Below are 26030 nucleotides of genomic sequence, written 5' to 3' on the forward strand. Positions count from 1 at the left end.
CGGCGTTTCGGCTGATGTTTGCGACGTTTTTGACTGCGGTCTTTTCCTCCACCCAATCGAGGTTTTCCAAACCCGCATGCCTGCCGAGATTCGCAAGGCCCGCGCGTCCGACGTCGATGACCTCGCCGCCATCGAGAAGGCGGTCTTTTCCAGTGACCGCATTTCCCGGCGCTCCTTCCGCTTGTTGATCGAACGCGAGACAGCCGAGATGCTGGTCGCCGAAAGCGATGGTCGTGTCGCCGGCTACGCCATCGTGCTGTTTCGCAAGGGCAGCGGCGTCGCCCGGCTCTATTCGCTTGCCACCAGCCCGTTTTTCAGCGGCCGCGGCTTTGGCCGCATGCTGCTTGCAGCGGCCGAAGAAGCTGCCTTCGAGCACGACCGCATGATGTTGCGTCTCGAAGTGCGCGAGGACAATCTTCGCGCCATTGGCATCTATGAGCAGAGCGGCTACCGCAAGATCGGTCGCGAGCCTCACTATTACGAGGATGGCGCCACCGCGCTGCGCTACGAAAAGACCTTGCGCGGCGATATTCCGGTCGCCACCAAGGTCCCATTCTACCAGCAGACCTGCGAGTTCACCTGCGGTCCATGCTGCCTGATGATGGCGATGGCCAATTTCGATTCCGGCTTCGTGCCCGATCCGGTCATGGAAATCCGCCTATGGCGCGAGGCAACGACCGTGTTCATGATGTCCGGCCCAGGCGGCTGCGAGCCCTTCGGCCTTGCGGTTTCCGGCTACGAAAGCGGGCTTGCGGCGGAAATCTTCGTGTCCTTCTATGGCGCGCTGTTCTTGCAATCGGTGCGCAGCGACGACAAGCGCCGGGTGATGGAACTTGCCCAGGTGGACTTTCGCCGCCGCGCGGAACTTTACGGCATCCCGGTGAATTTCCGTCCATTCACCATCGACGATATCCGCGGCGCCCTGGCTCAGGGAAAACTGGTGCTGGTGCTGATCAGCGGCTTCCTGATGTTCGGCAAGAAGGTGCCGCATTGGGTGCTGGCTATCGGCGACGATGGCGACCACATCCTGATCCACGATCCCTGGGTCGAGGACGAAAGACAGGAGACCATCCTCGATGCCGCCAACATTCCCGTGCCGCACGGCATCTTCATGAACATGGCGCAATTCGGCCGCGACGGACTGCGTGCTGCCATCACTCTTGGGAAACGCTGATAACAATGACCTGGGTCATCCTCACCGGCCGTCAGAACGATCTCGACCCGGCGGCGACGCCGCACAAGATCATCACCAACCGTGACTATCTTGCGCATCCGGCGCTGTTTCGCGGCCAGCAGCCGAAGGTCATCAACCTGTCGAACAATTACGCCTACCAGAGCCGCGGCTATTATGCCTCTCTGCTCGCCGGTTCGCGCGGCCACAAGGTCATCCCGACGGTCGAGACGATGATCGACCTGTCCGAGCGCAAGCTCTACGAGCACGCGCTGCCGGAACTGGAGCTGGCGCTCAACAAGTGCCGCAAGGATCTCGGAGGCGTTTTCCCGCAAAAAATCTGCATCTTCTTCGGCATCGGACCGTCGAAGGTCTGGGACCGCTTCGCCAAGCTGTTGTTCGACTGGTTCCGCGCTCCGGCGCTTGAGGTTCACATCAAGGACAGCGCCGAATGGGCTTCGATCCGCAAGATCGGCTTCCTGCCGCTGGCCAGGATGGCCGAGGAGGAAGAAGCCTTATTCGTGCAGGCGCTCGAGACGTACACCAACCGCGAGTGGCGCGACACCAAGGGCCGCACGCCGGCACGCTACACCTTCGCCACGCTGGTCGATCCGCATGAGGAACTGCCGCCGTCGGAGATTTCCTCGCTGCGTTACTGGGCCAAGATCGCCGAAAAGATGGGCGTCGAAATCGAGCCGATCACCAGGAAGGACCTGGCCAAGCTCGCCAATTACGACGCGCTGTTCATCCGCGAGACCACCTCGATCTCAAACCACACCTACCGCTTCGCGCGCCGCGCCCAGCAGGAAGGCATGCCGGTGATCGACGACCCGCTGTCGATGATCCGCTGCACCAACAAGGTCTATCTCAACGAACTGATGGCCTACAACAAGGTGCCGGTGCCGCCGACGGTGATGATAGCCGGCACCTCGGACCTCGAACTGGCGGCGCAGACGCTGGGCTTTCCGCTGGTGCTGAAGATCCCGGATTCATCGTTCTCGCGCGGCGTCAAGAAATGCGGCAACTTCGAAGAACTGAAGACGCTCGCCACCGAGTGGCTGGAGGATTCCGATCTCCTGATCGCGCAGAAATTCATCCCGACCGAATATGACTGGCGCGTCGGCGTGCTCGGCGGGCAGCCGCTGTTTGCCGTGCATTATCTGATGGCGAAAAAACACTGGCAGATCGTCAACCACAAGGCCAGCGGCAAGCCCGACCAGGGCGGCATCAAGACCTTCACGCTGAAAGAGACGCCGCCGCATGTCGTCGACACCGCGGTGAAGGCGGCGCGCTGCATCGGCGACGGGCTTTACGGCGTCGATCTCAAGGAAACCAAGGATGGCGTCTTCGTCATCGAGGTCAACGACAACCCGAACCTCGACCATGGCTGGGAGGATTCCGGCGAAAAGGACGAAGTCTGGGTGCGGCTGACGCAATGGTTCCTGGAGCGGCTGGACCGTCCCGGGCGTTAGTTTGCCGTCCCGGGCGGTAATTCAACCGAGGGGGAAAAATGCAGTTCATCGTCATCGAGGATTTCACCGGCTGCGACCGCAAGGAGATCTACCGCCGTTGCGGCGAGCGCGGCCGATTGAAGCCGGACGCGCTTGTCGTGCACCACTCCTGGATCGCGGCTGATATGAGCCGCTGCTTCCTTTTGGTCGAAGCCGATGACGTCACGCTGCTGCAGCGCTGGGTCATCGAATGGTCTGACCTGGTGGAGTTCGAGATCATTCCCGTGGCGACGAACAAGGACATGGTCGCCGCACTGGCCGGCCATCTCTGAGCAGTTCGGTCCATCAGCCGAGCACCGGCGAACCCACCGACCGCCGGCATTCCTCAGTCAGCCAATTGCGAAACGCCGCCACCAGGTCGCGCCTTGCACTGCGTTCCGGGATCGTCAGGCAATATGGCTGACGCAGCGCGATCGATAGGGCATTAGCCCGGACCAAACGGCCCTCTTCCAGCGCCCCGGCGCAATAAATGCCTTGCGCCAGCGCCACGCCCAGCCCTGAAATGGCAAGGTCGAGCGCTGCCCGCGACGAGTTCGCCGACAGGCCGCGCTGCACTGCGCGGCCGGGTTCTATGCCCGCCGCCTCGAACCAGGTGCGCCAAGACGGAAACGACGCGCCGGTCGGTCCCCAGTCGGTGTGAATCAGTGGCAGGCCGGCGAGGCTGTCGGTTTTGGCGGTGAGTTCTGGCGCGCAGACGGGGTAGACGGCGTCCCTGACAATGTCTTCGGTCGGGTGTTCACGATAGTGCGGGCCGAAGGACAGCCGGATGTCGATCAGTTCGCGGTCGAACGGCACCGGATCGTCATCGCCGCGCAGGGATATGTCGACGGCGCCGTGGCTGGCCACAAAGCCGGCGAGACGTTCGGAAAGCCAGCCCATCGCCATGGACGGCGGCACCGATATGACAAGCCGCGGGCGGAAGGCATCGCTGCCACGCGCGATGCTGCCGATCTCCCGAAAAGCCAGGGTCAGCCGGGGCAGCATCTCGACGCCGGCTTCCGTCAGCACCACGCGGCGGTTGACGCGATGGAACAGTTTTCGACCCATCTGCTCCTCGACGGTGCGAATGAGCTGGCTGACCGCAGCCGCCGAGATCGAGAGCTCATCCGCCGCTGCGGCGAAACTCCCCGAGCGCGCCGCCGCCTCGAAGGCTTGAAGTCCTCTCAGGGAAGGAAGCGCGGTCATTGGGTGATCCGATAGGTAAGGTCAGCTTATCCATGTCGCAGAAATCCTCGTCTTTCGAAAGCTTTCTTATTCGAGTAGCTTGGCGCCATGACCGTATCGGCCCAGTTTGAACCCAGAGACCATCGCGACGTCATCGCGTTCCTGACCAATGAGCAGCGCAGCCGCCTGACCGGCAAGTCGGACGGGCCGGGTCTGGTCCAACTCGCCTTCCATCTCGGCGCGATTGTGGCTATCGGCGGGCTGATTGCGGCCAAGGTGTCGTACTGGCCGCTGTTGATGTTGCCGCAAGGCATTCTCATCGTCTTCCTGTTCACGCTGCTGCATGAGACGGTGCACAGGACGGCGTTCGAGACGCAGTGGCTCAACGATGCCGCCGCAAGGGTCTGCAGCCTGGCGATCGCGCTGCCCGCCGACTGGTTTCGCTATTTCCACTTCGCCCATCACCGTTTCACCCAGGATCCCGAGAACGATCCGGAACTCGCCTTCCCGAAACCGGAGACGATGCGGCAATACATCGTCCACGTCTCGGGCCTGCCGGTGTGGTGGGGGCATTTGCAGACACTCTACACCAACGCGATTGGCGGCTGCCACGACAGCTACGTGCCGCCGAAAGGCCTGCCCAAGGTGCGCACTGAAGCCCGCGCCATGATCGCTTTCTATGTCGTGGTCGCCGCGCTAGCCCTGTGGTTCGAGGCAAGTGTACTGCTCTATGTCTGGATCGTGCCGGCGCTGCTCGGCCAGCCCTTCCTCAGGCTCTATCTGCTGGCCGAGCATGGCCGCTGCCCGCTTGTCGCCAACATGCTGGAAAACACCCGCACCACGCTGACCAACTGGCTGGTGCGCAAAGTCGCCTGGAACATGCCGTATCACGCCGAGCACCACGCCTATCCCGGCGTGCCCTTCCATCAGCTGCCGGCCTTCCACCAGCTGATCGAGCGCCATCTCAAAGTCGTCGAACCCGGCTATGTCAGCTTCCACGAGAAATACGTCGAGACCTTGCGCTGAGGCGCTCGGCCGTCAGCGTAGCGTCTGCTCAACGAGCGTGACGAAATAGCGGAGCACGGTGGGGACGATGGCGTCGTTGAAGACATAGCGATCGCCGTGCAGCCCTTCGCCCGGTCTGACCGCTCCTGCGCCGACCCAGGCATAGCAGCCGCCGGCTTCGCGGACCATGTAGGCAAAATCCTCGCAGCCGAGGCTCGGGTTGAATGCGGTCTCGACCTGCTCGCGGCCGACAACCGCGGTTGCCGCCTGGACGGCCCGGTCAGTGGCAGCCGACGTGTTGACCAGCGGCAGATAGCCTTTCTTGTAGGCGAGCTTGGCGGTGAGGGCATGCGCCGAGGCAATGCCTTGCGCGATGTCGCCGATCAGCCTTTCGCAATGGTCCGACAAAGCGGGCTCGAAGAAGCGGCAGGTCCCCTGCAGCCAGACCTTGCTTGGCACGATGTTGCCGACGTTGCCGCCATGGATCTGGGTGATCGAGACGACCAGCGCCGCCTGCGGGTCTACCGAACGGCTGACGATGCGCTGCACGGCCTGGACGAAGGCGCCGGCCGCGAGCACGGGATCGTCGCCTAGCTGCGGCATGGCGGCATGCGCGCCGGTCCCCTCAAAGTTCAGTTCGAAAGTGTCGACGGCCGCCATCATCGACCCGGCACGGGCCGCGATCTTTCCGAGCGGCAGCCCCGGCCAGTTGTGGACGGCGTAGACGGCTTCCACGGGGAAGCGCTCGAACAGTCCGTCCTCGATCATCCGCATGGCGCCGCCTTCATTTTCTTCCGCCGGCTGGAAGATGAAACAGACGGTGCCGTCGAAGGCTCTGTTGTCGGCGAGCAGCTTGGCGGCGCCGAGCAGCATCGCGATGTGCCCGTCGTGGCCGCAGGCATGCATCACGCCGTCTTTCTTCGACGCATATGGCAATCCTGTCTTCTCCAGCACGGGCAAGGCATCGAGTTCGGCCCGAAGCCCGATGGCGCGCACGCCTGGCCGTCCTCTGAGGACGCCAACCACGCCGGTGCCGCCTATGCCTTCATGAACCTCGTCGAGCCCGAAGGTGCGCAGCTTGTCGGCGACGAAGCGCACGGTCTCATACTCTTGGAAACCGAGTTCGGGGTTGGCGTGGATGTGACGCCGCCATTCCACCACCTGCGGGGTGAGGGCGGCGATGGGGTCGTTGTGCAGCATTGCGCTCTCCTTGCCGGCTATCGTAAATTCGGCCTTGTCGATGCCAGCACGTAAAGGATTTGCGCCGGCAGCGTCTTGAACAGGATTGACCGTGTCTGGAATTCAACAGCCTCAGGAGACGACGCAGTTCTGGCGTCATCCGCGCTTTCGCGATCTTGGCATGCTCAAGGCGCGCTTCACGCGGCATCGCTACCAGCTGCACACGCACCCGACCTATGTCGTCGCCCTGATCACGCAAGGGTGCGAGCGGGTCCGCATCGGCAACGAGACTGTCCTCGCGCGGTCGGGCACGGTTCTGCTCGTCAATCCGGAGATATGGCATGACGGCGAGGCGGGTGCCGACCAGGGTTGGGCTTACCGCACCTTCTATCCGTCGGCCTCGCTCATGGGTGCGATCGCGGACGAACTTGGGCAGGATCGCCCGCCGTTGTTTTCGCAAGCGATCGTCGATGATGCCGATCTCGTCCAGGCAGTAGGCGTCGCGCACTTGGCTTCGACATCGGGTGATGCCACGAGCGCCGAAACATCCATGCTGATCGCCTTGCGCAAGCTCATCCTGCGCCATGGCGATTGGGGCGGCCGGCGGCGCGAGGCGGTCGAAAGCTTCGGATCGAAAAGCCGGCTCCGGGTCTATGAACAGGTCATCGAAGACCATCTGAACTCGGACCTCGATTTGCAGCGGCTCGCTGAAGCCGCAGGCGTGACGCGCTTTCAAGTTATCCGCGATTTCAGGAAAGTGCTGGGTCTCACCCCTGCTGCCTTCATCCGTGACCGCAGGCTGCGCCGTGCCGATCTGCTGATCCGGCAAGGTTCAGATCTCGCCGGTGCCGCCTTTGCGGCCGGCTTCTCCGACCAAAGCCATCTCTCGCGCACCTTCCGCGCCGCGCATGGAATGACGCCGGGGATGTTCAGGCGCGCCGGGACGCTGCCCTCGTCTTGAGAAGTCGGGCCATGTCGGCGGCCTTTGACGGCATGCCGATCAGAAAGCCCTGCACCTCGACGCAGCCAGCCTTGCGCAATATGTCGAGCTGCGCTTCGGTCTCGACGCCTTCGGCGGTGACGGTGATGCCAAGTTCGGCACCAAGCCCGATTATCGTGCGCACGATCGCCGCCGTGTCCTTGTTGTCGATATCGTGGATGAAGGAGCGGTCGATCTTGATCTTGTCGACGGGAAAACGCCTGAGATAGCCGAGCGACGAATAGCCGGTGCCGAAATCGTCGAGCGCGATGCGGATACCGAGTTCGCGCAGCTGCCTCAGCGTCTTCAGCACCGTCTCGCTCTCATCCATCAGCACGGTCTCGGTGATTTCCAGTTCGAGCCGGCTGGCCGGCACGCCGGAAACGGCCAGCGCCGAAATCACGCTGCGGGCAAAGTCGGCGCTTCTGATCTGCACTGCCGAGACATTGACGGCGATGCGCATTCCAGGCGGCCAGCCGGCGGCCACGCTGCAGGCCTGTTTCAGCGCCCATTCGCCCAGCGGAACGATCAGCCCGCTGTCTTCGGCGGCTGCGATGAAATCGTCTGGCGCCACCAGGCCGCGCGTCGGTGAATTCCACCGCATCAACGCTTCGGCGCCGACGATCTTGCCCGACGCGATGTTGGTGATCGGCTGGAACTCCAGCACGAACTCCCGCCGCTTCAGTGCCGTCTCGAGATCGGTTTCGAGCGCCAGGCGCGCCCGCACCAAGGCATCCATGCCGGGCTCGAAAAAGCGGTAAACGTTGCGGCCTTCGCTCTTGCCGCTGTAAAGCGCCATGTCGGCGTTCTTCAAAAGCGTGTCGGCGTCCTTGCCGTCACCGGGATACAGCGCGATGCCAAGGCTGATGCCGACATGCATCTCGCGGCCCTTGTCGCGAAACGGCTGGCTGACGACAGCGACGATGCGTTTTGCCAGTTGTTCCGCATCGGTGGAGCCTTTGGGATTGAACTGCAGGATGGCGAACTCGTCGCCACCGAGGCGGGCGACCATATCGGTGTCGCTGCGCAGGCTGTGCCGCAACCGCTCAGCCACGCATTTCAGCAGCCAGTCGCCGGCAGGGTGTCCCCAGGTGTCGTTGACGGCCTTGAAACGATCGAGGTCGAGCGAGAAGATCGCCAGCGGTGTATCGCCGGCCATCGCCTGGTCGAGCCGTTCGCGAAACATCGAGCGGTTGGGCAGGTCGGTCAGCGTGTCGTAATGTGCAAGGTGGCTCATGCGCTCTTCGGCGCGCCGGCGCTCGGTGATGTCTTCGAAGGTCGCCACCCAGCCGCCACCGGCAAGCGGCCGGCGCGCAACCAGCAGCGTTCGGCCATCGGCAAGGCTGCGGTCTGTCGAACGCTCCTCACCGGCCTGCAGGCTGGCTCTGGTGTTGGCGATCTCGCCGTCAATGTCCATCGACGGATAGATGCGCAGTCGCACCATCTGTTCGAGCAGGGCGCGCTGGCTCATGCCGAGCGGGAAGTCGTCAGGCGTGACCTTGTAGAGGTCGAGGAAGCGCTGGTTGCGCACGATCAGCGTGCCTTCGGCGTCGTACATCAACAGGCCTTGCGACATGTTGGCGAGCGCCGCATCGAAGCGGCGGTGCTGCTCCTTCAGTTCCTGCTCGGCCCGCCTTTGCTCCGTAATGTCCTCATAGATCGACACCCAGCCGCCTGAGGCCAGCGGCCGGTGCGTGATGGAAACGATACGTCCGTCCGACAGTATTTCCTCGTAGGTCGAGGCTTGCGCGCGCTCGATATAGGGCTTGCGGATGGCATACAGGTCTTCGGCGCTCTGTGAGGCGACACCGATGTCGACGCTGTGCTTTAGAATGTCCAGGAACGCGATGCCGGGCCGCACGATCTTCGCGTCGAGGGAGAAGATGCTGATATAGTTGCCGTTGCAGATGATCATCCGCTCGTCGGCGTCGAACATGCACAGCCCATGCGACATATTCTCGACGGCCGCGGAAAAGCGCTCGTTCTGGTGGCGCAGTTCGTCGGCGATCTGCCGTGGCGCGGCCACGCCTCCGGCTCCCCGTCTGCGGACGGGCGAACCACCCTTGACGTGCGCAACGGACATGAGGCGTGCCTGCTGACCGTGATCGAAACCCGGTACTGTGGTTACCGCTGGTTAATTTAGCGTATGTTCACTGCGCCGAATGCACGGCAACCGTTGCCTGGCGTTGCTTTTCAAGCCTGCCGTAGCGTTTGAGGAAGGCAGCTTGCGCGGAGGTCACCGAGTGCGGCGTAAAGTCGAAGCGGTCGGCATTGAAGCCGCGCGGCCGGCCGAAGAACTCGGTTGCTTCTGCGGTCGAGAAACCGGCAAGCAGCGTCGCCTCGTAATAGGCGGCGATCTGGTCGGCGCGCTTGATCTCCTTGCGCAAGCCGACGCCGAGTTCGGGCGGCAGCGAAAAGCGCTGATGGATGGCGCGCTGGAGACGCAGCTCACACTCCTTGTAGGAGCCGCCCATTACCGATTTGAACGGCGAGATCATGTCGCCGATGACATATTCCGGCGCGTCATGCAGCAGTGCTGCCAGCCGCGCATTGGCCGAGGCGTCCGGCTGCAACTCGCTGAACAGCGCCTCGACCAGCAGGGAATGCTGGGCGACCGAAAAGGCGTGATCGCCGCGGGTCTGCCCGTTCCAGCGGGCAACGCGGGCAAGCCCGTGGGCGATGTCTGAGATTTCGATGTCGAGCGGCGAGGGATCGAGCAGGTCGAGCCGCCGTCCCGACAGCATGCGCTGCCACGCGCGCGGTGGCGCTCCGACGCGATCGGCAGCCATCAGGCGTCCTCCGCGCCGATGGCTTCCCTGGGAAAGCTGAACTTCGCCCAGGACGGGATGGCGAGCGAGACGGTGACATCACCGGCCAGTACCGGCTGGCCAGCGTCGAGCGCCGCCTTGACCCGGTCGATGCGGGCAATGGCGAGTCCGGCCGTGCCCGCGCTGGAACCGAGCGTGCCGACCGGCCGCCCCGCAACCGTCAGCTCCGAGCCCGGCGCGGGCAAGGCATGGTCGGCCGAAACGATCAGCACGCGCCGCCTGGCGGTGCCGCGATGCTGCATGCGCGAGACCACTTCCTGGCCGACATAGCAGCCTTTCTTGAAGCCGACGCCGCCGGTCTCGTCGAGCAGCACGTCGTGAGGGAAGGCATCGCCGAGCTGATAATCGGGACCGCTTTCGGCAATGCCATTGGCGATGCGGAGCGTCTGCCATGCAGCCGGATCGCCACCTACGGATGCGCCGCCATAGGAACGGCTCACAACCACATCGCGGAAGCGGGCATCGGCAAGTGTCGTTGAATCAGAAGGTGAGGCGCTTGAATCATCGCCCCACGCAACCGTCACAAGCACTTGATCCTGCTTCGCGATCTCGGCCTTGGCGCGCAGCTTGTAAAGCATCAGCCGGCGCAGGAAGTCGTCTGCGACGTCGGCACGGCAATCCAGCCGGAATCCGTCCTCGCCGCTACGCGAGATCAGGAAATCAAACAGGATCTTGCCTTGCGGCGAAAGCAGCGCACCGGGTTTTGCCGCACCGGCGCCCAGCGTGTCGAGGTCGGTGGTGAGGATGTTCTGCAAAAAATGCTCGGCATCCGGGCCTGACACAGAAATGAGAGCGCGGTCTTTGAGCAGGGCAAAAGGCATGGGCGGCAAAGAACCTGATCTTGCAAAACAGTCGGCCTTTACGTAAGCCGACGATACTCCCCCCGCAAGAGACCGAACGCCCATGGCCACCACCTACGACCTCATCCTGACAGGCGGCACTGTGGTCAACCATGATGGCGAAGCCGCGCGCGATGTCGGCGTTAGGGGTGGTCGCATCGTCGCAGTAGGCGATCTTCGCCAAGCTTCGGCCGGCGAAGCGATCGACTGTCGCGGGCTGCACGTCCTGCCCGGCGTCGTTGACAGCCAGGTGCATTTTCGCGAGCCGGGGCTGGAGCACAAGGAAGATCTCGAGAGTGGATCGCGCGCCGCTGTTCTGGGCGGGGTCACCGCCGTCTTCGAAATGCCCAACACCAATCCGCTGACCACCAGCGAGGCGGCGCTTGCCGACAAGGTGCGCCGCGCCACCAGCCGGATGCATTGCGACTTCGCCTTCTGGGTTGGCGGCACACGCGAGAATGCCAATGATGTCGGTGAGCTCGAGCGGCTGCCGGGTGCTGCCGGGATAAAGGTGTTCATGGGCTCGTCCACCGGCGACCTGCTAGTCGAGGACGACGAGGGTGTCGCATCGATCCTGCGCAACACCCGCCGCCGCGCCGCCTTTCACTCGGAGGACGAGTTCCGGCTGCGCGAGCGCCTCGGCTTGCGCGTCGAGGGCGACCCGTCCTCACACCCCGTCTGGCGCGACGAGATCGCGGCCTTGCGCTGCACCGAGCGGCTGGTGCGCATCGCGCGCAGCACCCGCGCCCGCATCCATGTCCTGCACATCTCCACTGCTGAAGAGATCGTGTTCCTCGAACAGCACAAGGATGTCGCCACCTGCGAGGCGACGCCGCACCATTTGACGCTCACCGCCGACGACCATGCGCGGCTGGGCACGCTGATCCAGATGAATCCGCCGGTTCGCGCGGCCCGCCATCGCGACGGCGTCTGGCACGGCATTGCGCAAGGCATTGTCGATGTGCTCGGCTCCGACCACGCCCCCCACACGCTGGCCGAAAAGGCAAAGCCCTATCCGGCCTCACCGTCTGGCATGACCGGGGTGCAGACGCTGGTGCCGATCATGCTCGACCACGTCAATTCAGGCCTGCTGACCCTGCAGCGCTTCGTCGACCTCTCCAGCCACGGCCCGCAGCGCATCTTCGGCATGGCCCGGAAAGGCCGTATCGCCGCAGGCTATGACGCCGATTTCACCGTTGTCGACATGAAGTGCCGCGAGACCATCACCAATGCGCAGGCCGGCTCCAAGGCCGGCTGGACGCCCTATGACGGCAAGGAAGTCACCGGCTGGCCGGTCGGCACCATCGTGCGCGGTCGTCGCGTGATGTGGGAAGGCGAGATCGTCACGCCAGGACAGGGCAGGCCGGTAGAGTTTTCCGAGGCGCTGCCGGCTTAGCGGTTTCTTGCTGCGTTGGATTTTTTAAGCGCTATCCACTACGTTAAGGGCATTATGAACGCAGATATCGCGCCCATGATTGTCCCTGCGGAGTTTCCGGAGCTCCAGGCGCTCGCCTGGAACCGCGATGCGGCACGCCCGATTCCGGCCGAAGAGGCATTTGCGCTGTATGAGCGTAATTGGCGGTTTGTCGATCAAAAGCGTCTTACTGTGCGTGAGAAGATGCTTATCCAAAGTTTGGCAGACAAATTCGGTCACGGCGTGCTCTTGACCGCCGGCTGATTTCCCTCACCTGATCGTTCCTCGCAGCCGGAATATCAACAGGACACACCGCGAGCGTCATGATGGAATTCAAGAGGCCCGAGCACCAGATCATTGCCGAAGCGCTCGGATTGATGGATCGCCATTTCCTGACCGCAAACCAGTGCTGGTTCGGCGGTGGCACTGCGATCGTTATGAAATTCGGGGAATATCGCCGCTCACTGGATGTGGACTTCCTGTGTGCCGACAGCGATGGCTATCGCGAATTGCGGACCTCCGCAGCCGAACGTGGCGTCAGAGCATTCTTTCCTGAGCCGGTCGAGGCTGTTCGGGACTTCCAGATCGATCAATATGGCTTGCGGACGATCGTGCGGTTGAAAGGCCAAACGATCAAGTTTGAAGTCATCCGCGAAGGCCGCATAAAACTGCGAGGCCATTTCGACGACGATCTGAATGTATCCGCCCTGGTCCCGGCGGATATGTTTGCCGAGAAGTTGCTGGCGAACGCGGATCGATGTCAGGACCGTGCAATTGCATATCGCGATGCCATCGATCTTGGAGTGCTGGTTGGCATCTATAAGGAAATCCCGAGCGACGCTGTTGGCAAGGCGAAGGCGGCCTATGGCGTGGATATCGAGCGCAAGGTGGCTTGGGTGGTAAACAGGCTGCGGGACAAGGAAGAATTGCGGCATGCCGCCGAGGTGCTGCAAATGGATCCCAACGCGGCGGTCGAAGCGATTTCGGCCCTTCGAAATGAAGGTATCCGCATATGGCCTGACACAGGCCTCGAGCTTTCTAGCCCTAGCCAGTAGCCATCCCAGGGGAATCGCCGTTCAATCCCCGGCGACGAAGAATGTCCACTGCCCGGCCGGCGTGATGCCGACGCGGTAGAAGATGTAGGCGCCGAACTGCTTCATGTCGTCATAGTCGCCGGCGGTGACGATCTTGAACAGTTCGACCCGCTGCCTGGCGTTGAGCTTGTCCAGCGGCAGGGCGAAGAAATATGGCCAGACATAGAGTTCCTGCGGTGTGCCGACGTCTACATGGACATAGCCGGCATTGAGCACCTCTTCCAGGATAGCGAGGATTTCCTGACCTTCCTTGTCGCCCGATAGCCCTTTCAGGAAGGCGATCGGGTCGCCCTCGATTTCGCCCAGCGACAATTGGGTCATGGTGTCGCCCTTGCCGATCAGCGGCCGCAGCTTCTCGATGTCGCCGCTTACGCAGGCCTCGACCATCAGATCGCGCATGCGCCTGACGGGCTCGGGCAATTTGGAAAGGTCATAGACGACTTCGGGCACCGGCGCTTCTGGATCGGCACGCGGGTTGGCCACGCCGCCATCGTTGGCGGGGGCTTCCGGTTGGCTTTGTTCGGGCTCCGTGGGCGATTTCGGCTGGCTGGCGGCCGGTGGCGCCGTGCCGGGCAGATCGGGCATTGGCACTGAATTTTCAGACGGCGCCGCCTCACCATTGGCTGGTGGCCCGGCTGGAGCTGGAAGCTCCTCGCGCTTGATCTCGCTCAGCGCATAGGCAGGGTTGCTGGTCAGGACAAGCGCCAGCGGAACCGCGGCGCAGGAAGCGGCAAGCCAGATGCTGAGGACCACGCCGCGAGGCCGGCCTGACATCGAAAAATTCACCGCTTGCCTCTCCTCGGGCCTAGGCTCTTCAGGCATGATGCCCAAACGGCGCGCCGTCGTCAAAGAACCGGTAAGCTGGCAGTGCACCCTCTGAGACGCGCGACGCCTAGTGCCGAAACCGCTCCGGCTCGAAGGCGCCGGCGATCACCTTTTCACGCATGCGATCGAGCAGGGCAAGGGCCGAGGTTTCGCCATTGGCTCGCAGCATCTCGCCGAACGCCGTTTCAAGCGCTGCCTCGGCGATGATTTCAGGTTCTATGCCGGCCGACAGACCTTCCGCCCAGGCCTCGCTATGGCTTTCCACCGCGGTCAGGCGCTTTTCTTCCCTGACCAGCGCGTCGATGTCGTTGACGCCATGTTCCATTTGCGATGTCCACCTTTTCAAGCGGCGGTCCGACGGGTCGGATCCGGCTTGGGCTGCCCCTATCTCACGCAGGCTAAGTAAGTATCTGTAAATACGACATTTTTTTGATCGTCTTTACAAACTTGGTCGCCTGCGTTCGGTCCGATTCAAACTTAGCCGATTAGACCGGTGAGCGGGATGAAAACCTTCAGTTTGAGTTAATTCCGCATTCGCGCGCTAACGTTTCGTTAATACTGTTGCGCAAGTGCAACACCAAGATTGCATCAACGTGCCGTGGATACAAGGCGGGTGCTCGAAAAGGCGTTCGCTAAACGCCGTCTGGCGCTCGTCAGTTGCCGTAACGCGAGGCGATGTCGCGCGACAGCGTCTCGCCTTCCTTCATGTAGCGGCTGATGGCTTCGGTCGCTGACGGCGTGCATTGGGTATAGGTGCCGCCGAAGGAACGGTAACCGCGGTTGAAGCTGGCGATGAAGCGGGCACGCCGCTCCGGATCGGGATTTTCCGAATCGATCAGCTTTTCCATCTCGGTGCGCCACTGGTCGCCCTTTTCGCCGCACAGATTGCGCAGGAAATGCAGCGACCCCAGCACCTCGGCCAGTCGCATCAGCCCGGGCTCGAACGGCGACTCGGCGGCCCGCGCCGGCTGCACGGCAAAAGCCGTGGCGGTGGCGATGCATGCGGCAAGGAACAGCGAGGTGCGGGTCATAAGTCTATCTGACGAAACATTTTGTCGCCTGCAAGGCGATTCTCGGAGCGGCAGATATGGGCCTGCTTCAGGCCAAAAGCTCTTCAGCCACCTCCATGACGTCACCCGCGAGCGGCAGCGTCGCCATTTCATCAAGACTATAGAAGGCGGCGGTCTCGGCATCGTCGCTGGCCGTCGCTTCGCCGCCGGCATAAACGGCGCCGAACACGGTCAGCAGATAGTCGACCGGGTGATTCTCGCCGCTGCCGTCGATGTGGATGTCGCGAAGCGGACGATAGTCCTGCGCCCCCAGCCCGGTTTCCTCCAGCAATTCGCGCACTGCTGCTTCTTGCAGCGTCTCGCCGGGCTCGACCTTGCCGCCGGGAAAGGCATAAAGCCCCTGCGACGGCGGCCGCGCCCGTTTGACCAGCAGCACCGTCCTGCCGCGCACGACGGCGACCGAGACTGCGGGAAGTATCTTGCGCTGCTCGTTCATCGATATCGATTCGCTTATGTGAGGCCCACCCTGTGGACCGGCTGGCAGCGAGCAGCTTTAGCGGTTGCGCAGCGCCGGTTCCATCGCCACGTTCGCGATCGGATCAATTCATCGAGCTTGCCAATGTGCGGACGCTTTGCCCTGACCGCGACGCCCGACCAGACCGCCGCCTTGCTCGGCCTGGCGGAGCTGGAGGATTTTCCGGCCCGCTACAACATCGCGCCGACGCAGCCGGTGCTGATGGCGTTGTCGGGGCCGCCGCGCATGCCGGGCTCGAATTTCCCGGATCGCCAGGCGATGCTGGTGCGCTGGGGGCTGATCCCCACCTGGGTCAAGGACACCAGGGAATTTCCGCTGCTCATCAACGCGCGTTCGGAAGGCGCTATTGAAAAAGCCTCGTTCAAAGCCGCCATGCGCCATCGCCGTGCCTTGGTGCCGGCCTCCGGCTTCTATGAGTGGCAGCAATCCGGCAGCGGCAAGAAGGGCCAGCCCTACTGGATACGGCCCCGGCATGGCGGGTTGATCGCCTTTGCCGGGCTGATTGAAACCTATGCCGAGCCGGGCGGTTCGGAAATGGACACCGGCGCCATTCTTACCGTCAACGCCAATGCCAGCATCGCCCATATCCATGACCGGATGCCGGTGGTGATCGCGCCGGAAGATTTCGCCCGCTGGCTGGACTGCCGCACGCTCGAACCGCGCGACGTGGCCGACCTGCTCAAACCCGCGCTGCCCGATTTCTTCGAGGCAATTCCGGTCTCCGACCTCGTCAACAAGGTCGCCAACACCGGGCCGGAGATACAGGACATGGGCATCGTCGAGCCCGGCAAGGTCAGGCGCCAGAAGCCCGGCGCGGACGACAGTCAGATGACGCTGTTTTAGAGCGCGTTCCCAAGAAGCCAGGTCCGGTCTTCGGGAAGAACCTGCTCAATAGGAAGAGCTGTTGTTTCAGGCGCGCTATAGGCGCCTCAGCCTTCCGTTCCGGCGCACGCCTTGTCGGCGGCCGGCACGATGCCTGTTCAGGCAGCGCGGGGCGAAGTGATTTTCGGCGCCGGCTTTTTATTCTTCGCGGTGTGGAGAAGGGCGGCGACGATCGCGGCCGGGCCGATCGCACGATAGTGGTTGGCGAGCGCCGGTTGCTTGGCGCGGCTCGATTCCTGCTTGGTTCGTGACATCGATCTCTTCCCTGGTAACATTTCCGTGTCTGCGTTTGCCGGCCGAATCTGACCGAATCGTGACCTATGGTGAACTAGCCGGCGAATGTTTCATGACTGTGCCGACATGTTTAATAAAATGTTTCAGCGGCGCCTGACCTATGAACCAGCGATGCTTTTGCCGGAAGTTGCGACTTGACGGCAACACCGGCCAAGGCGATAAAGCCGCCGATGAAAACGTTTTCCGCCATTTGTGGCATTTGCATTATTGGCTAGCTTCGCGCTGGTCCGGACGTTTTCGCCTCATCTTTCCCCAGAGTGGACAAACGCCCCGGCCAGCAGGCTGGAGCCGATTTGTGCCTTGGCACAGGTTAGACTCCATCCAGAACTTAACGGGCCGGAAGGGCACGCATGTCTGACGCATCGAAGGGTCTCAGCCTCTACAACACGCTAACGCGGACGAAGGACGTGTTCCTCCCGATCGACCCGTCGAATGTGCGCATGTATGTCTGCGGCCCAACCGTCTACGACTTTGCCCACATCGGCAATGCGCGTCCGGCGATCGTCTTCGACGTGCTGTTCCGTTTGCTGCGTCACCTCTATGGCGAGGCTGGTGTCACGTATGTGCGCAACATCACGGATGTCGACGACAAGATTAACGCCCGCGCGCTGCGCGATTTCGGCGCCGAGATCGCGTCGGGAAGCCTGACGCTCAACGAGGCGATCCGCCGCGTCACCGAAAAAACCGCCGATCAGTACCACAAGGATGTCGCCGCACTCGGCTGCTTGCCGCCGACGGTCGAGCCACGCGCCACCGAGTTCGTCGCGCGCCGCGCCGACGGCAAGGTTGACATGATCACCCTCATCGAACGTTTGATCGAACGCGGCCACGCCTATGTCGCCGCCGGCGAAGTGCTGTTCGACACCGCCTCGATGCCGGATTATGGCGAGCTGTCGAAGCGCAATCTCGACGAACAGCAGGCCGGTGCGCGAATTGCCGTCGACGCTCACAAGAAGAACCCGGGCGATTTCGTGCTGTGGAAATTGTCGTCACCGGAAGAGCCCGGCTGGGACAGCCCATGGGGCAGGGGCCGTCCGGGCTGGCACATCGAATGCTCGGCCATGTCGGCCGCCTATCTCGGCGATGTCTTCGACATCCATGGCGGCGGCCTCGATTTGATCTTCCCGCACCATGAGAACGAGATCGCCCAGTCGCGTTGCGCCCACGGCACCGACGGTATGGCCAATGTCTGGATGCACAACGGCTTCCTGCAGGTCGAGGGCCAGAAAATGTCGAAGAGCGTCGGCAATTTCTACGCGATCGCCGAACTGCTGGAGACCGAAACTTTCGGCGGCCGCAAATGGCCGGGCGAGGTGCTGCGGCTGGCGATGCTGATGACGCATTACCGCGAGCCGATCGACTTTTCCGTACGCAAGCTGGAAGAGGCCGAGAATACGCTGCGCAAATGGAAGCGCGCCGCCGATCTCTCCCCGTCGGCAGGACAAGTTCCGGCGGAGGTTGTGGCGGCGCTGTCTGACGACCTCGCCACCTATGCCGCCTTCCAGCAGCTCACGCAGCTTGCCGGTGAGGCCGCGGAGGGCAACGAAGCGGCCGCATCGCTGAAGGCATCGCTGTTGTTCCTCGGCTTCGATATCGGCGCGGCCAAGGTCGACGAGGCAGCGATCGCCAAGGCGATCGCCAAGCGCTTGGAACTGATCGCAGCGAAAAACTGGGCCGAGGCCGACCGCATCCGCGACGAGCTTCTGGAGCAAGGCGTGCAGCTGAAGGACGGCAAGGATCCTGTCACCAACGAACGCGTGACGACGTGGGAGGTGAAGCGGTGAGGGTGGCGCGAGACACCGTTGTAAGATTGGCGAAGGCGGCAGCGACAGCCAATCTCCCCCCTTGCGGGGGAGATGTCCGGCAGGACAGAGGGGGGTGTGAAGGANCCCCTCTGTCCTGCCGGACATCTCCCCCGCAAGGGGGGAGATCAGCCCTCGCCTCGGTTTTCGCTAATGGCCAGCGCGGAGTGGCCTGAGCATGGGTCACGACCTCGTTCCATCGCGTCAGCGCAAGAATGCAAAGTCCATGCGTCGCGTCATGACCGATGCCGAGCTGAAACTGTGGAATGAGTTGCGGGCTCACCGGCTGATGGGGATGAGCTTTCGCCGACAGGTACCGATTAGGCCCTACATTGTCGACTTCGCCTGTTCGGCCCACCACCTCGTAGTCGAGGTTGATGGCAGTCAGCATGCCGACGTAGAAGATGCAGAACGCGACAAGGCACGCAGCGCTCAATTGAGTGCCAGTGGCTGGACCATCCTGCGCTTCTGGAACAACGACGTCATCCGCGATATCGACAATGTCTGCCAGCACATCGTGATCGAGGCCGGCTTGGCCGGCGCCGACGTGCCGGCGCCAGCAAGGGAGGAGCTTGTTTCATGATCGACCATCTCGGCATCAATGTCGCCGATTTCGGCGCGTCGAAAGCCTTTTATGACCAGGCGATGGCGCCGCTTGGCGCCTCGCTGATTTACATGGTGCCACTGGAATATACCGGCGGCGCCAAGGTCGGCGGTTATGGCCGCGACCGGCCGGTGTTCTGGCTGCAGGCCAGCGATGACAAGCCGAGGACCCATCAGCACGTCGCCTTCACCGCGCGCAGCCGCGCCGAGGTCGACGCCTTCCATGCCGCGGCGCTCGCCGCCGGCGGCAAGGACAATGGCGGGCCGGGGCTGCGCCCGCATTATCACCCGGACTATTACGGCGCCTTCGTCTTGGATCCCGACGGCAACAATGTCGAGGCCGTCTGCCATGCGCCCGAATGACTATGAAACGGAGTGAAACGCCATGAGCCTCGACAACCGGCCGATCTACACCGGCGGCTGCCAGTGCGGCGCGGTGCGCTTTCGCGTCGAGGGTGCGCTAGGTGACGCCTCGATCTGCCATTGCCGCATGTGCCAGAAGGCGTTCGGCTCATTTTACGCGCCCCTGGTCTCGGTGCGTGGCGCCAAACTCGACTGGACGCGCGGCGAACCGAAATATTTCGCCTCGTCCAGCCACGTCGATCGTGGCTTTTGCGGCAATTGCGGCACGCCGCTGACCTTTACCGCGCCCGACGGCGTCGGCCTTGCCATTGGCGCCTTCGACAATCCGGCCGAAATCGTGCCGCTGATCCAGTGGGGCACGGAGGCAAAACTGCCTTATGTCGACACCCTTCCGCAATTGCCGGGCGAGGACACGATGGCCGACATGTCGTCGGCGCCTTATCTTGCCGAGCTTGTCTCCTACCAGCATCCCGATCATGACACCGAACAATGGCCGCCAGAGGAAAAGTTATGACCGATGAAGTTCGAACCGGCGGCTGCCAGTGCGGCGCCGTCCGTTTCCGCATCAAGGGCAAGCTTGGCCGGGCGTCCATCTGCCATTGCCGCATGTGCCAGAAACAGTTCGGGTCGTTTTTCGGCGCCCTGGTGACAGTGCCCAAGGATGGCGTCGAATGGGTGCGCGAGGAGCCGACCTACTTCCAGTCGTCGGTCAACATCGATCGCGGCTTCTGTGCCCGCTGCGGTACACCGCTGACCTATCGCCAACCTGGCGCACTGGAGATCGCCATCGGCGCCTTCGACGACCGCTCCGATCTGGCGCCGCAGATCCAGGTCAACTACGCGGTCCGATTGCCTTGGGTGGAAACGATCTTTGACCAGCCCGTGCATCAGGATCCGGATTTCTACTCCCGCCAGGAGCAGATCATCTCCTTCCAGCATCCCGACCACGAAACCACGGACTGGCCCGCGCACGGCCTGAAGATATGAGCAATGAAATGAACAGTGAGCTTCGTACTCTTTATCCAGAGATCGAGGCGTTCGAGTCCGGCATGCTCGATGTCGGCGACGGCCATCATATCTACTGGGAGCGCTCCGGAACCAGGGGCGCCAAGCCGGCCGTGTTCCTGCATGGCGGTCCCGGCGGCGGCTTCTCGCCAAAACATCGGCAATTGTTCGACCCGAAGCTTTACGACGTCATCCTGTTCGACCAGCGCGGCTGCGGGAAATCGACACCCAACGCCTCGCTCGAGGCCAACACCACCTGGCACCTGGTTGCCGACATCGAGCGGCTGCGTGAGATGTGCGGCTTCGAAAAATGGCTGGTGTTCGGCGGCTCGTGGGGCTCGACGCTGGCGCTGGCCTATGCCGAGACGCATCCTAATCGCGTCAGCGAGCTTGTCGTGCGCGGCATCTACACGCTGACCCGCGCCGAACTCGAATGGTACTATCAGTTCGGCGTCTCCGAGATGTTCCCCGACAAATGGGAGCGTTTCCTGGCGCCAATTCCTGAAGCCGAGCGCGGCGACATGATGGCCGCTTACCGCAGGCGGTTGGTCGGCGCCGATGGCAAGGCGCAGCTGGAAGCCGCCCTTGCCTGGAGCCTGTGGGAAGGTGAGACGATCACGCTGCTACCGGAGCCGGAGACCAGCGACAAGTTCGGCGAGGACCACTTCGCCATCGCCTTTGCCCGCATCGAGAACCACTATTTCGTCCACGCCGGCTGGCTGGAGGAGGGGCAGCTTCTGCGCGTTGCCCATAAGCTCGCGGATATTCCCGGCACAATCGTCCACGGCCGCTATGATATGCCATGCCCGGCGCGCTACGCCTGGGCCCTGCACAAGGCCTGGCCGAAGGCGGATTTCCACCTCATCGAAGGCGCCGGCCATTCCTATTCGGAGCCGGGGATTCTGGATCGGCTGATACGCGCGACGGATGGGTTTGCGGGGAAATGACAGCGCGCGGCACCCCCCTCTGTCCTGCCGGACATCTCCCCCTCAAGGGGGGAGATTGCCTGTCATCGGGCCTTTCGCAAATCTCCGTCGCTGCGGGAAAAGATCCGACGCTAAAGCTGCCGATCTCCCCCCTTGAGGGGGAGATGGCCGGCAGGCCAGAGGGGGGTGCTCGCGCGCCAACAGAACAATGACAAAGCAACGCCTCTATCTCTTCGACACAACCCTCCGCGATGGCCAGCAGACGCCGGGCATCGACTTTTCCGTCGAGGACAAGATCGCGATTGCCAAGCTGCTCGATGACTTTGGCATGGACTATGTCGAAGGCGGCTATCCCGGCGCCAATCCGACCGACACCGCCTTCTTCCAGCAGAAGCGCACGGCGAAGGCAAAGTTCGTCGCCTTCGGCATGACCAAGCGGGCAGGCGTGTCGGCATCCAACGACCCGGGCCTGGCAGCGCTCGTGCAGTCCAAGTCCGACGCCATCTGCTTCGTCGCCAAGAGCTGGGACTATCATGTCCGCGTCGCGCTCGGCTGCACCAATGAGGAAAACCTCGACTCGATCAACGCGTCGGTCGAAGCAGCTGTTGCCGCCGGCAAGGAAGCGATGGTCGATTGCGAGCATTTCTTCGACGGCTTCAAGGCCAATCCGGACTACGCACTGGCCTGCGCCAGGACCGCCTATGATGCCGGCGCGCGCTGGGTGGTGTTGTGCGACACCAATGGTGGCACGCAGCCCTCGGAAGTGCGCGCCATCGTCGACAAGGTCATTGTTTCAGGCATTCCGGGCGGCCATATCGGCATCCATGCCCATGACGACACCGGCCAGGCGGTTGCCAATTCGCTCGCCGCCGTCGAGGCCGGCGTGCGCCAGATCCAGGGCACGCTGAACGGCATCGGCGAGCGCTGCGGCAACGCCAATCTGGTCTCGATCGTACCGACGCTGGCGCTGAAGCCGGCCTTCGCCGATCGGTTTGAAACCGGCATCTCGGCCGAGGCGCTGACCGGGATATCCCGGCTTTCCCGCGCCTTCGACGAATTGCTGAACCGTGCTCCGGAAGCGCAGGCGCCCTATGTCGGCGCCTCAGCCTTCGCCACNCCTTCGCCACCAAGGCCGGCATCCATGCCTCCGCACTGGCCAAGGAGCCGGCGACCTATGAACATGTGCCGCCCGAGGCGGTAGGCAACCGCCGCCGCGTTATGGTTTCGGACCAGGGCGGCAAGGCCAATTTCCTCGCCGAGCTGAAGCGGCGCGGCATCGATGTGCCCAGAGACGACCATCGTCTCGATGCGCTGATCTCGGTGGTCAAGGAGCGCGAGGCCGAGGGCTACGCCTATGAGGGCGCCGATGCCTCCTTCGAGCTGTTGGCGCGCAAAATGCTGCACGGCCTGCCGGAGTTCTTCAACGTCACTTCGTTCCGCTGCATGGTCGAGCGCCGCTTCGATGCCAACGGCCAGTTGAAGACGGTCTCCGAAGCCATCGTCAAGGTGATGGTCGAGGGCGAGGAGAAAATGTCGGTGGCCGAAGGCCACGGCCCGGTCAACGCGCTCGACATCGCGTTGCGCAAGGACCTCGGCAAGTTCCAGAGCGAGATCGCCGACATGGAGCTCGCCGATTTCAAGGTGCGTATCCTCAATGGCGGCACCGAGGCGATCACTCGCGTCCTGATCGAATCGCATGACGGCACCGGCGCACGCTGGTGGACGGTCGGCGTCTCGGAAAACATCATCGACGCCTCCTTCCAGGCGCTGATGGATTCGATCGTCTACAAGCTGATGAAGAACCGCGACATGGCGGGATTGGTGGCGGCGGAGTAGGGTTGCAAGACGTGGGTTTCTCGCCCCCCGAAGCGGGGCGAGGAACTGGCGCCGCCCCTTGAACCATCAGCGGAAGTCCATTGATCCATCATAATTTTGCGATGGTTTTGGATGGCCCACTGGGCCATAGCGTTTGCCATGGCCAGCGACACGATCCAGCCCGACGCCGACTCCAAAGCCCGCAACGGCTTTCTCCTCGCGCTCGGCGCTTATCTCTTGTGGGGGCTGTTGCCCTTCTACATGAAGGCGGTTGCGCATCTGCCGCTGATCGAGGTGATCGCCCACCGCATCGTTTGGTCGGTGCCGATTGCTGCTGCAGTGCTGGTCTGGGCCGGTCGGACCGCCGATTTCAAGGGGGCAATCCGCTCACCACGCAGCATCGCCATGGCGGCGTTGACGGCGACCCTGATCTCCGTCAATTGGGCCATCTATGTCTGGGCGATCTCGGTCGACCGCACCGTCGAGACCGCGCTCGGATACTACATCAACCCATTAGTTAGCATCGTCGTCGGCGCGTTGTTGCTCGGCGAGAAGCTCGACCGGCTGCAGATCGCGGCCGTGTTGCTGGCGGCGGTCGCAGTTGCCGTTCTGACCGTCGATGCCGGCAAATTGCCTTGGGTGTCGTTGGCGCTGGCGTTTTCCTTCGCTGCCTATGGGTTCTTCCGCAAGACGCTGCCGATCGGCCCGAGCCAGGGCTTTCTGCTCGAAGTGCTTTTGCTGTCGGTGCCGGCGCTTGCCTACATCGTCTTCCTGGTCGTCAACGGCCAGGACCATTTCATCTCCAGCAACGGCACCGATATGGCTTTGCTCATCGGCTGCGGGCCAGTCACCTCGGTGCCGCTGCTTCTGTTCGCCTTCGGCGCCAAGCTTCTGCGCCTCTCCACCATCGGCATCATGCAGTACATCGCACCGACCATGGTGTTCCTGATCGCCGTGCTGATTTTCGACGAGCCGTTCGGCACCACGCAAGCAATTGCCTTTGCGCTGATCTGGGCGGCATTGGCGATGTATTCCTGGTCGATGTTTCGTGGCCGTGAAATCCGCCCGGTGGCGTTGGCCCCGAAGTAGGGAGCCTTTCGATGTACGTGCTGCATATCGCCAACAAGAACTATTCGTCATGGTCGCTGCGGCCATGGGTGCTGATGCGCACCCTCGACATTCCGTTCGAGGAGCAATTGACGCCGTTTCCGACCGGGCCCAGTTTCGATCTCTACCGGGCGTTCTCGCCCAGCGGGCGCGTGCCTTGCCTGGTGGATGACGGCTGGGCTGTCTGGGATTCGCTGGCTATTGCCGAGTATCTCGCCGAGCGCCACCATGGCGTGTGGCCTGCCGAGGCCAAGGCGCGAGCCTGGGCGCGCTCGGCCGCCGCCGAAATGCATTCTGGTTTCACGGCCTTGCGCGGCGCATGCCCGATGAATTGCGGCTTGCGGGTAAAACCGTTGCCGATGTCGGACGCGCTTAAGCAGGATCTGTTCCGTTTGGGCGATCTCTGGAACGATGGCCTTGCCCGGTTCGGCGGGCCGTTCCTTGCCGGCGGCCATTTCACCGCAGTCGATGCCTTCTTCGCCCCGGTGGCGTTCCGCGTCCAGTCCTATGGATTGTCTTTCGAAGGTGCTGCTGCCGCCTATCCCGCGCAATTGCTCGGCCTGCCGGCGATGCAGGACTGGTATGCGGCGGGTCTCGCCGAGACCTGGCGGGAGCCGGACCATGAAGCTGAGGTCGCTGCCTCCGGCACTATCGTCGAGGATCTTCGCGCTACGGCGTGATGGGCAGCGGGGCCTCTCTCACTATTCACTATCACATCTTATCAATCACCGACTGCACGCCTTCCGTCGGGGCATCGACCGACGACCCCGCCACCATGATGGCGGCGACGATTGCCTCGGGGTCTTCGACCACCAGCGGCCTGACCCGCTGTGCGGTGTGGATGAAGCCTTCGCTGGCCATATGGTCGAGCAGCGCCAGCATCGGATCCCAGAACCCTTGAACGTTGGCGAAGACGATCGGCTTGCGGTGATGGCCGAGCTGGCCCCAGGTCATGATCTCGACGATTTCCTCGACCGTGCCGATGCCGCCGGGCAGCGCCACAAAGGCGTCGGATTTCTCGAACATCTTGTGCTTGCGCTCGTGCATGTTGTCGGTGATCAGCAACTCGTCGAGCCGGTCAAGCGCGGTTTCGGTCGCCTCCTTGTTGATGAGGAAGCGCGGAATGATGCCCGTTACCTTGCCGCCGGCCTTGAGCGCGCCTTCGGCGACTGCGCCCATAATGCCTTTGGTGCCGCCGCCATAGACCAGCCGCAGGCCGGCTTTGGCGAGCGAGCGGCCAAGCAGGTGCCCGGCCTTGGCATAGATTTCATCGCGGCCCGGCGACGAGCCGCAGTAGACGCAGACGGATCGAATCGTGTTCATGCGTGATTGGTGATTGGGTCTGAATGCGGGGTCAAGCCCCTGAGGCTGACAAGCCCGGGCTTTTTCTTGTCGGTCCAGATAAAACACGCTAGACCGGCTTTAGGTGGCTAAGGGGCAGGGAAATATGGCAATTAATCCTTTGAAGGCGTTTCTGTTCGCGGCGGGTGGGACCGTCGCGATCGTCGGAACCGCCTATGTATCGGGCGCACTCGACCCGTATCTCAACCCCAAGCCGCCAGCGGAGATTGCAGCGCTGACGCCGCCGGCTGAGAAGCCGGCCGATTCCGGGACCGACGGAAGGCTGCCGCCGGCGCCTGCCGCGCCCGCCGATGTCAAGGCTCCGGCTGCACCAAGTC

The 26030-nt window shown here is 62.9% G+C and carries 28 protein-coding genes and 2 pseudogenes; 19 read left to right on the forward strand and 11 right to left on the reverse strand.

Translation table 11 applies throughout. The features are described from left to right. The first annotated feature begins 76 nt into the window (after positions 1 to 76). The 3 genes from X733_RS138265 to X733_RS138255 are packed head-to-tail and all read left to right on the forward strand — an operon-like array spanning position 77 to position 2954. A complete protein-coding gene (locus X733_RS138265; RefSeq protein WP_023820178.1) occupies positions 77 to 1174 on the forward strand; it encodes a peptidase C39 family protein in 1098 nt (365 codons plus the stop codon). A 5-nt stretch (positions 1175 to 1179) separates the two neighbouring features. Then, positions 1180 to 2643 carry a RimK family protein gene (locus X733_RS138260; RefSeq protein ID WP_023692866.1) on the forward strand — a complete coding sequence of 488 codons (1464 nt, stop codon included), beginning with the start codon at positions 1180 to 1182 and terminating at the stop codon, positions 2641 to 2643. Between the two features lie 38 nt (positions 2644 to 2681). Then, positions 2682 to 2954, forward strand: a complete 273-nt coding sequence (locus X733_RS138255) for a DUF3303 family protein (protein WP_023820179.1) — start codon at positions 2682 to 2684, stop codon at positions 2952 to 2954. 13 nt (positions 2955 to 2967) lie between these two features. On the opposite strand, the gene X733_RS138250 is transcribed toward X733_RS138255, so the two are convergent. After that, on the reverse strand, positions 2968 to 3867 hold the full coding sequence (locus tag X733_RS138250) for a LysR substrate-binding domain-containing protein (RefSeq protein WP_023820180.1): 900 nt from the start codon (positions 3865 to 3867) through the stop codon (positions 2968 to 2970). A gap of 87 nt (positions 3868 to 3954) precedes the next feature. On the opposite strand from X733_RS138250, the gene X733_RS138245 reads away from it, so the two are divergent. After that, positions 3955 to 4872 carry a fatty acid desaturase family protein gene (locus X733_RS138245; protein WP_023692868.1) on the forward strand — a complete coding sequence of 306 codons (918 nt, stop codon included), beginning with the start codon at positions 3955 to 3957 and terminating at the stop codon, positions 4870 to 4872. A 12-nt stretch (positions 4873 to 4884) separates the two neighbouring features. On the opposite strand, the gene X733_RS138240 is transcribed toward X733_RS138245, so the two are convergent. Next, the gene (locus tag X733_RS138240; protein WP_023820181.1) at positions 4885 to 6051 is read right to left on the reverse strand and encodes an amidohydrolase; all 1167 of its coding nucleotides are present in this window, start codon (positions 6049 to 6051) and stop codon (positions 4885 to 4887) included. A 91-nt stretch (positions 6052 to 6142) separates the two neighbouring features. On the opposite strand from X733_RS138240, the gene X733_RS138235 reads away from it, so the two are divergent. After that, a complete protein-coding gene (locus tag X733_RS138235; protein WP_031194164.1) occupies positions 6143 to 6991 on the forward strand; it encodes an AraC family transcriptional regulator in 849 nt (282 codons plus the stop codon). Here the strand turns inward: X733_RS138235 and X733_RS138230 are convergent. From X733_RS138230 to X733_RS138220, 3 genes are all read right to left on the reverse strand, one after another. After that, entirely contained in the window at positions 6960 to 9092 is a 2133-nt protein-coding gene (locus X733_RS138230) for an EAL domain-containing protein (RefSeq protein WP_023687297.1), read from the reverse strand. The genes X733_RS138235 and X733_RS138230 overlap by 32 nt on opposite strands. Positions 9093 to 9159: 67 nt before the next feature. After that, a complete protein-coding gene (locus tag X733_RS138225; protein ID WP_023820182.1) occupies positions 9160 to 9798 on the reverse strand; it encodes an HD family hydrolase in 639 nt (212 codons plus the stop codon). Beyond that, positions 9798 to 10658, reverse strand: a complete 861-nt coding sequence (locus X733_RS138220; RefSeq protein ID WP_023687299.1) for a folate-binding protein YgfZ — start codon at positions 10656 to 10658, stop codon at positions 9798 to 9800. The genes X733_RS138225 and X733_RS138220 overlap by 1 nt, the downstream gene beginning before the upstream one ends. A gap of 82 nt (positions 10659 to 10740) precedes the next feature. Between X733_RS138220 and X733_RS138215 the strand changes: the two genes are divergently transcribed. The 3 genes from X733_RS138215 to X733_RS138205 all read left to right on the forward strand — a co-directional run bounded on the left by X733_RS138215 (position 10741) and on the right by X733_RS138205 (position 13145). Continuing rightward, positions 10741 to 12072, forward strand: a complete 1332-nt coding sequence (locus tag X733_RS138215; RefSeq protein ID WP_023820183.1) for a dihydroorotase — start codon at positions 10741 to 10743, stop codon at positions 12070 to 12072. A gap of 54 nt (positions 12073 to 12126) precedes the next feature. Then, positions 12127 to 12354, forward strand: coding sequence for a hypothetical protein (locus X733_RS138210; RefSeq protein ID WP_027049982.1), 228 nt, complete (start codon positions 12127 to 12129; stop codon positions 12352 to 12354). Positions 12355 to 12416: 62 nt separating this feature from the next. Further along, positions 12417 to 13145, forward strand: a complete 729-nt coding sequence (locus X733_RS138205; protein WP_023684480.1) for a nucleotidyl transferase AbiEii/AbiGii toxin family protein — start codon at positions 12417 to 12419, stop codon at positions 13143 to 13145. A 21-nt stretch (positions 13146 to 13166) separates the two neighbouring features. Here X733_RS138205 and X733_RS138200 read toward each other — a convergent pair whose 3' ends face one another. The 4 genes from X733_RS138200 to X733_RS138185 all read right to left on the reverse strand — a co-directional run bounded on the left by X733_RS138200 (position 13167) and on the right by X733_RS138185 (position 15515). Beyond that, complete coding sequence (locus tag X733_RS138200; protein WP_031194168.1) at positions 13167 to 13970, reverse strand: hypothetical protein; 804 nt, start codon at positions 13968 to 13970, stop codon at positions 13167 to 13169. 106 nt (positions 13971 to 14076) lie between these two features. Further along, positions 14077 to 14334, reverse strand: a complete 258-nt coding sequence (locus X733_RS138195; protein WP_023673564.1) for a hypothetical protein — start codon at positions 14332 to 14334, stop codon at positions 14077 to 14079. A gap of 328 nt (positions 14335 to 14662) precedes the next feature. Then, the gene (locus X733_RS138190; RefSeq protein WP_023820185.1) at positions 14663 to 15040 is read right to left on the reverse strand and encodes a TIGR02301 family protein; all 378 of its coding nucleotides are present in this window, start codon (positions 15038 to 15040) and stop codon (positions 14663 to 14665) included. 67 nt (positions 15041 to 15107) lie between these two features. Further along, a complete protein-coding gene (locus tag X733_RS138185) occupies positions 15108 to 15515 on the reverse strand; it encodes an NUDIX hydrolase (RefSeq protein WP_023820186.1) in 408 nt (135 codons plus the stop codon). A 123-nt stretch (positions 15516 to 15638) separates the two neighbouring features. Between X733_RS138185 and X733_RS138180 the strand changes: the two genes are divergently transcribed. After that, positions 15639 to 16397, forward strand: a complete 759-nt coding sequence (locus X733_RS138180) for an SOS response-associated peptidase (RefSeq protein WP_023820187.1) — start codon at positions 15639 to 15641, stop codon at positions 16395 to 16397. 137 nt (positions 16398 to 16534) lie between these two features. On the opposite strand, the gene X733_RS1000000168965 is transcribed toward X733_RS138180, so the two are convergent. Then, positions 16535 to 16690 (reverse strand): hypothetical protein, encoded by a 156-nt coding sequence (locus X733_RS1000000168965; protein WP_023673568.1) that lies wholly within the window; start codon positions 16688 to 16690, stop codon positions 16535 to 16537. Positions 16691 to 17080: 390 nt separating this feature from the next. Between X733_RS1000000168965 and cysS the strand changes: the two genes are divergently transcribed. From cysS to X733_RS138140, 9 genes and pseudogenes are all read left to right on the forward strand, one after another. Continuing rightward, positions 17081 to 18514, forward strand: coding sequence for a cysteine--tRNA ligase (cysS, locus tag X733_RS138175; protein WP_023820189.1), 1434 nt, complete (start codon positions 17081 to 17083; stop codon positions 18512 to 18514). A 196-nt stretch (positions 18515 to 18710) separates the two neighbouring features. After that, positions 18711 to 19115, forward strand: a complete 405-nt coding sequence (locus tag X733_RS138170; protein WP_023820190.1) for an endonuclease domain-containing protein — start codon at positions 18711 to 18713, stop codon at positions 19113 to 19115. Beyond that, a complete protein-coding gene (locus tag X733_RS138165; protein WP_023684472.1) occupies positions 19112 to 19498 on the forward strand; it encodes a VOC family protein in 387 nt (128 codons plus the stop codon). The genes X733_RS138170 and X733_RS138165 overlap by 4 nt, the downstream gene beginning before the upstream one ends. Positions 19499 to 19520: 22 nt before the next feature. After that, on the forward strand, positions 19521 to 20012 hold the full coding sequence (locus tag X733_RS138160) for a GFA family protein (RefSeq protein WP_023727579.1): 492 nt from the start codon (positions 19521 to 19523) through the stop codon (positions 20010 to 20012). After that, on the forward strand, positions 20009 to 20485 hold the full coding sequence (locus tag X733_RS138155) for a GFA family protein (RefSeq protein ID WP_023684470.1): 477 nt from the start codon (positions 20009 to 20011) through the stop codon (positions 20483 to 20485). The genes X733_RS138160 and X733_RS138155 overlap by 4 nt, the downstream gene beginning before the upstream one ends. Positions 20486 to 20493: 8 nt before the next feature. Further along, the gene (gene pip / locus X733_RS138150) at positions 20494 to 21450 is read left to right on the forward strand and encodes a prolyl aminopeptidase (RefSeq protein ID WP_023820191.1); all 957 of its coding nucleotides are present in this window, start codon (positions 20494 to 20496) and stop codon (positions 21448 to 21450) included. A 187-nt stretch (positions 21451 to 21637) separates the two neighbouring features. Beyond that, positions 21638 to 23265: pseudogene (gene cimA, locus X733_RS01000000166820) on the forward strand (citramalate synthase). A 138-nt stretch (positions 23266 to 23403) separates the two neighbouring features. Then, positions 23404 to 24333, forward strand: a complete 930-nt coding sequence (rarD, locus tag X733_RS138145; protein ID WP_023743784.1) for an EamA family transporter RarD — start codon at positions 23404 to 23406, stop codon at positions 24331 to 24333. 11 nt (positions 24334 to 24344) lie between these two features. Further along, positions 24345 to 25031 carry a glutathione S-transferase family protein gene (locus X733_RS138140; RefSeq protein WP_023820195.1) on the forward strand — a complete coding sequence of 229 codons (687 nt, stop codon included), beginning with the start codon at positions 24345 to 24347 and terminating at the stop codon, positions 25029 to 25031. A 31-nt stretch (positions 25032 to 25062) separates the two neighbouring features. On the opposite strand, the gene X733_RS138135 is transcribed toward X733_RS138140, so the two are convergent. Beyond that, positions 25063 to 25674: a TIGR00730 family Rossman fold protein gene (locus tag X733_RS138135; protein WP_023705376.1), complete on the reverse strand. Its 612-nt coding sequence runs from the start codon at positions 25672 to 25674 to the stop codon at positions 25063 to 25065. Positions 25675 to 25798: 124 nt separating this feature from the next. Between X733_RS138135 and X733_RS0136035 the strand changes: the two are divergent. Further along, positions 25799 to 26030 (forward strand): annotated as a pseudogene (locus tag X733_RS0136035) (peptigoglycan-binding protein LysM); the annotation flags it as partial.

Source organism: Mesorhizobium sp. L2C066B000 (assembly GCF_000502335.1).
Classification (GTDB): Bacteria; Pseudomonadota; Alphaproteobacteria; order Rhizobiales; family Rhizobiaceae; genus Mesorhizobium.

Excerpts from the sequence above, each read along its gene's own strand:
- pip (WP_023820191.1), top strand. The coding sequence starts at position 20,494 with ATGAACAGTGAGCTTCGTACTCTTTATCCAGAGATCGAGGCGTTCGAG.
- X733_RS138240 (WP_023820181.1), bottom strand. The coding sequence starts at position 6,051 with ATGCTGCACAACGACCCCATCGCCGCCCTCACCCCGCAGGTGGTGGAA.
- X733_RS138265 (WP_023820178.1), top strand. The coding sequence starts at position 77 with ATGCCTGCCGAGATTCGCAAGGCCCGCGCGTCCGACGTCGATGACCTC.
- X733_RS138190 (WP_023820185.1), bottom strand. The coding sequence starts at position 15,040 with ATGACCCGCACCTCGCTGTTCCTTGCCGCATGCATCGCCACCGCCACG.
- X733_RS138185 (WP_023820186.1), bottom strand. The coding sequence starts at position 15,515 with ATGAACGAGCAGCGCAAGATACTTCCCGCAGTCTCGGTCGCCGTCGTG.
- X733_RS138155 (WP_023684470.1), top strand. The coding sequence starts at position 20,009 with ATGACCGATGAAGTTCGAACCGGCGGCTGCCAGTGCGGCGCCGTCCGT.
- X733_RS138140 (WP_023820195.1), top strand. The coding sequence starts at position 24,345 with ATGTACGTGCTGCATATCGCCAACAAGAACTATTCGTCATGGTCGCTG.
- X733_RS138245 (WP_023692868.1), top strand. The coding sequence starts at position 3,955 with ATGACCGTATCGGCCCAGTTTGAACCCAGAGACCATCGCGACGTCATC.
- X733_RS138250 (WP_023820180.1), bottom strand. The coding sequence starts at position 3,867 with ATGACCGCGCTTCCTTCCCTGAGAGGACTTCAAGCCTTCGAGGCGGCG.
- X733_RS138135 (WP_023705376.1), bottom strand. The coding sequence starts at position 25,674 with ATGAACACGATTCGATCCGTCTGCGTCTACTGCGGCTCGTCGCCGGGC.
- X733_RS138220 (WP_023687299.1), bottom strand. The coding sequence starts at position 10,658 with ATGCCTTTTGCCCTGCTCAAAGACCGCGCTCTCATTTCTGTGTCAGGC.
- X733_RS138255 (WP_023820179.1), top strand. The coding sequence starts at position 2,682 with ATGCAGTTCATCGTCATCGAGGATTTCACCGGCTGCGACCGCAAGGAG.
- X733_RS138170 (WP_023820190.1), top strand. The coding sequence starts at position 18,711 with ATGGGTCACGACCTCGTTCCATCGCGTCAGCGCAAGAATGCAAAGTCC.
- X733_RS1000000168965 (WP_023673568.1), bottom strand. The coding sequence starts at position 16,690 with ATGTCACGAACCAAGCAGGAATCGAGCCGCGCCAAGCAACCGGCGCTC.
- X733_RS138215 (WP_023820183.1), top strand. The coding sequence starts at position 10,741 with ATGGCCACCACCTACGACCTCATCCTGACAGGCGGCACTGTGGTCAAC.
- X733_RS138180 (WP_023820187.1), top strand. The coding sequence starts at position 15,639 with ATGTGCGGACGCTTTGCCCTGACCGCGACGCCCGACCAGACCGCCGCC.
- X733_RS138195 (WP_023673564.1), bottom strand. The coding sequence starts at position 14,334 with ATGGAACATGGCGTCAACGACATCGACGCGCTGGTCAGGGAAGAAAAG.
- X733_RS138205 (WP_023684480.1), top strand. The coding sequence starts at position 12,417 with ATGGAATTCAAGAGGCCCGAGCACCAGATCATTGCCGAAGCGCTCGGA.
- X733_RS138225 (WP_023820182.1), bottom strand. The coding sequence starts at position 9,798 with ATGGCTGCCGATCGCGTCGGAGCGCCACCGCGCGCGTGGCAGCGCATG.
- X733_RS138230 (WP_023687297.1), bottom strand. The coding sequence starts at position 9,092 with ATGTCCGTTGCGCACGTCAAGGGTGGTTCGCCCGTCCGCAGACGGGGA.
- rarD (WP_023743784.1), top strand. The coding sequence starts at position 23,404 with ATGGCCAGCGACACGATCCAGCCCGACGCCGACTCCAAAGCCCGCAAC.
- cysS (WP_023820189.1), top strand. The coding sequence starts at position 17,081 with ATGTCTGACGCATCGAAGGGTCTCAGCCTCTACAACACGCTAACGCGG.
- X733_RS138210 (WP_027049982.1), top strand. The coding sequence starts at position 12,127 with ATGAACGCAGATATCGCGCCCATGATTGTCCCTGCGGAGTTTCCGGAG.
- X733_RS138260 (WP_023692866.1), top strand. The coding sequence starts at position 1,180 with ATGACCTGGGTCATCCTCACCGGCCGTCAGAACGATCTCGACCCGGCG.
- X733_RS138160 (WP_023727579.1), top strand. The coding sequence starts at position 19,521 with ATGAGCCTCGACAACCGGCCGATCTACACCGGCGGCTGCCAGTGCGGC.
- X733_RS138165 (WP_023684472.1), top strand. The coding sequence starts at position 19,112 with ATGATCGACCATCTCGGCATCAATGTCGCCGATTTCGGCGCGTCGAAA.